The 2,848-nt window shown below is 74.5% G+C and carries 3 protein-coding genes and 1 pseudogene; 1 reads left to right on the forward strand and 3 read right to left on the reverse strand.

What is annotated here, in order from left to right; genetic code table 11:
• The coding region (locus DZF91_RS25700) for a sensor histidine kinase (protein ID WP_147341384.1) at positions 1-1,101 on the reverse strand (1,101 nt) is incomplete at its 3' end.
• Positions 1,102-1,311: 210 nt separating this feature from the next.
• Between DZF91_RS25700 and DZF91_RS25705 the strand changes: the two genes are divergently transcribed.
• Entirely contained in the window at positions 1,312-1,728 is a 417-nt protein-coding gene (locus DZF91_RS25705; RefSeq protein ID WP_117359785.1) for a hypothetical protein, read from the forward strand.
• A 146-nt stretch (positions 1,729-1,874) separates the two neighbouring features.
• Here the strand turns inward: DZF91_RS25705 and DZF91_RS25710 are convergent, their stop codons facing one another.
• Positions 1,875-2,645 carry an ABC transporter permease subunit gene (locus DZF91_RS25710; protein WP_117359786.1) on the reverse strand — a complete coding sequence of 257 codons (771 nt, stop codon included), beginning with the start codon at positions 2,643-2,645 and terminating at the stop codon, positions 1,875-1,877.
• Positions 2,642-2,848 (reverse strand): annotated as a pseudogene (locus tag DZF91_RS25715) (hypothetical protein); the annotation flags it as partial. The gene DZF91_RS25710 and the pseudogene DZF91_RS25715, both read right to left, overlap by 4 nt.

Consider the following 2,848-nt stretch of genomic DNA (forward strand, 5'->3'; position numbering starts at 1 on the left):
CGTGCCGCCGGGTCCCGCCCGGCCGGGCCGTCCGCCGTCGGGGGCGCCCCGGCCGTCGTCCCGCACCTCAAGATCAAGTCCGCCGTCACCGTACCGGACGACCACCTCGACCGTCTCGGGATCGCCGTGCCGCACGGCGTTGGCCAGCGCCTCCTGCACGATCCGGTACGCCGTCAGCCCGGTGAGGCGCGGCACGGGGCGGGCGTCGCCCTCCGTCCGCACCGTGATGCGCGGCCCGGTGGTCCCGTAGCCGTGGGCGAGCCGTTCCAGGTCGGCGAGGCCCGGAGCGGGGGCCGTCCCGTCCGGGTCCCCCTCCTCGCGCAGCACCCGGACGGTCGCCCGCAGCTCGCCGAGCGCTTCGGCGGTCGCCCGCCGCACCTCCCCGAGCGCCTCGCGGGCGCGCGGCGGATCGTCGTCCAGGAACTCCGCCGCCACGCTCGACTGCACGCCGATGACCGTGATGGTGTGCGCGGACACGTCGTGCAGCTCGCGGGCGATCCGGATCCGCTCCTCGGCGACGCGTTGCGCGGTCTCGTGTTCCCGGCGCTCCGCCAGGGCCGCGATCCGCCCCTCGTACTCGGCCCGCCGCGCCCGCCTGCTGCGGACGGCGTCCCCGAGCAGCAGCATCGCCACGAACACCACCGTCGACCCGTCCAGGACCGAGCCGAACACCTCGGCCCCCGAGTGCTTCACCCGCCCCGCGAGATCCGCCGCGATGAGCAGCCCCGCCACCGCGAACCCCGCCCAGCGCCGTTCCGCGCACGCCACCGAGTAGAGCGCCGCCCAGACCGCGACCGCCGGTGCCCCGCCCGGATAGTCGAGCAGGTGGTAGACGAGCCACAGCCCCGACACCACCGCGAGGACGGCCGCGGGCCACCGGCGCCGTCCGAGCAGGCAGACGGCCATCGCGATCCCGAGGGAGAACGCCCGCCCGTCCGCGCCGCGCTCGTCCGAACCCGTCGTCGCGGTACCGATGCGGTACACGTTGCCCGCCGCGGCGAGCACGCAGACCGCGACGTCCGGAACCCAGGGCGCCCTGGCGATGCCGTCCCGCCACCGGTGCGCCAACCCGTCCGGAAAAGCCAGAAATCGCCCGTCCATCTCCAGCAGCGTCGCACAGATCCGCCACCGGACCCCGCCCACCGCGCCTGCGCACGTCCGCAGTAGGTCAGGGGAACGGGCAAGGCCATATGTGCATCAAAAGGGAATGCCGGAAATCGAAGATGCCGCCAGGCACGTCAGCAGCGGAAACAGTGGGTGGCCCAGGGGCCGCGCCCCTCAAGGGCGGCGTCTGCCCGGAGCGCCGCGGACATGACCGACCGCCCGGCCATTCGCTGGCGCCCGCCGGTGCGCAGGAAACCGTATCTCTGGTTCTGCCTGGGCAGGTACTTCACCTTCGCGGCCATCACTGCCGGGGCCATCGTCGCCGGTGCCGATCTCGCGGACGGCACCGACAATCCCCGGGCGGTCCTTCCGTTCGCCGTCGGTTACGGCGGCGCGCTGGTGACCTGTCTGGTGATGCTCTGCGCCGTCGCTCTCGGGTTCGCCGGACGGTCGCCGTCCGTCCCGACCACCGTGGCATGGCTCACCTGGAGCCTCACGCTGGTCGCGGTCCTGGTCGCCGCCGTGGCGGTCGGCAGGCCGGCGCCCGCGCTTCTCGTCATCGCGTGCTATCCGCTGGTCGGTGCGATGCCCGCTCGACGGCTCGCCGCGCTTCCCGCCCGCTGACGGCGAAGCCCGACGCCAATTGATGGCGACGGCCGCGCAAATTGGCGGCGCAGCCGCCCGTGTCCGGTACCCGCCGTTCGGCCGGTCGGGGCGTGGGAGGCGTGGCGGGACGTCCTGGCATCGGACGGCCCGCCACGTCCTCCGTCCTACTTCACTTCGCGCTTGACGAGGCGGTACGCGCCGATCACCAGGGGGAGGAGCATCCAGACGGCGACGGCCGTCCCGGCTCGGGCCCACTCGGTGCCGGTCGCCGGGGTCTCGCCGCTCAGCGGCTCGAAGGCGCGGTTGGTGTCGAGCCACGCGGACGCGTCGCGCAGCGCCTTCACCATCGTGCCGACCGTCGTCCACACCGTCGGCAGAACGAAGTAGAGCACGATCGCCACCGGGGTGTTCATCAGCGCCGCGCCGAACGCGACGCCGATCAGCACGGTCGCGACCTCCACGAGCAGCATCGAGGCGAACGCGCGCACCGAGACGCCCCAGCCGCCCGACGCCACGCCGAGCGCGCCGCCGACGGCGCGGCCGAGGAAGCCCAGGAGCAGGCCCAGCAGGACGAACCCGGCCGCGAGCACGACCGCCGCGAGGGCCTTGGCCGCCAGCACCCGCAGCCGCTGCGGGACGAGCGTGAACGTGGACAGCGCCGTCCGCTGCGACCACTCGCCGGTCACCGCCAGGATCCCGACGACCGGCAGCAGCAGGCCGACACCCACCTGGGACAGCCCGAACAGCTGCCCCGCCGACTGCTCGCGCGCCGGCCGGACGGCCATGAAGATCACCACGGCGGCGACCGCGACCAGTGCGATGATCGCCAGCAGCCAGCGGCCCGCGCGGGTGTCGGTCATCTTGCGCAGCTCGACCAGCGTCAGCCGCGTCAGCGGCGGACGCGCCGGTGCCTGGCTGAGATCCAGCACGGTCATCGGACTGCCTCCTGCGGAACGGACGTCTGCGTCGCCGGGCCGGTGTGCCGGCCGGTCAGGGTGAGGAAGAGCTCCTCCAGGCCGCCCCCGCCGGCCTGGCGCAGCTCCACCAGCGCGACCCCGGACGCGGCGGCGGCCCGTCCGACGGCCTCGGCCGGGGCCTCCACGACCAGCGCCTCGCCGGTCCCGTCCGCGGCGGGCTC

The sequence above is a fragment of the Actinomadura logoneensis genome (assembly GCF_003428695.1).
Taxonomy (GTDB): domain Bacteria; phylum Actinomycetota; class Actinomycetes; order Streptosporangiales; family Streptosporangiaceae; genus Spirillospora; species Spirillospora logoneensis.

What these genes read in the sequence shown, in the direction of transcription:
- DZF91_RS25705 (WP_117359785.1), top strand. Translation starts at nt 1,312, where the DNA reads ATGACCGACCGCCCGGCCATTCGCTGGCGCCCGCCGGTGCGCAGGAAA.
- DZF91_RS25710 (WP_117359786.1), bottom strand. Translation starts at nt 2,645, where the DNA reads ATGACCGTGCTGGATCTCAGCCAGGCACCGGCGCGTCCGCCGCTGACG.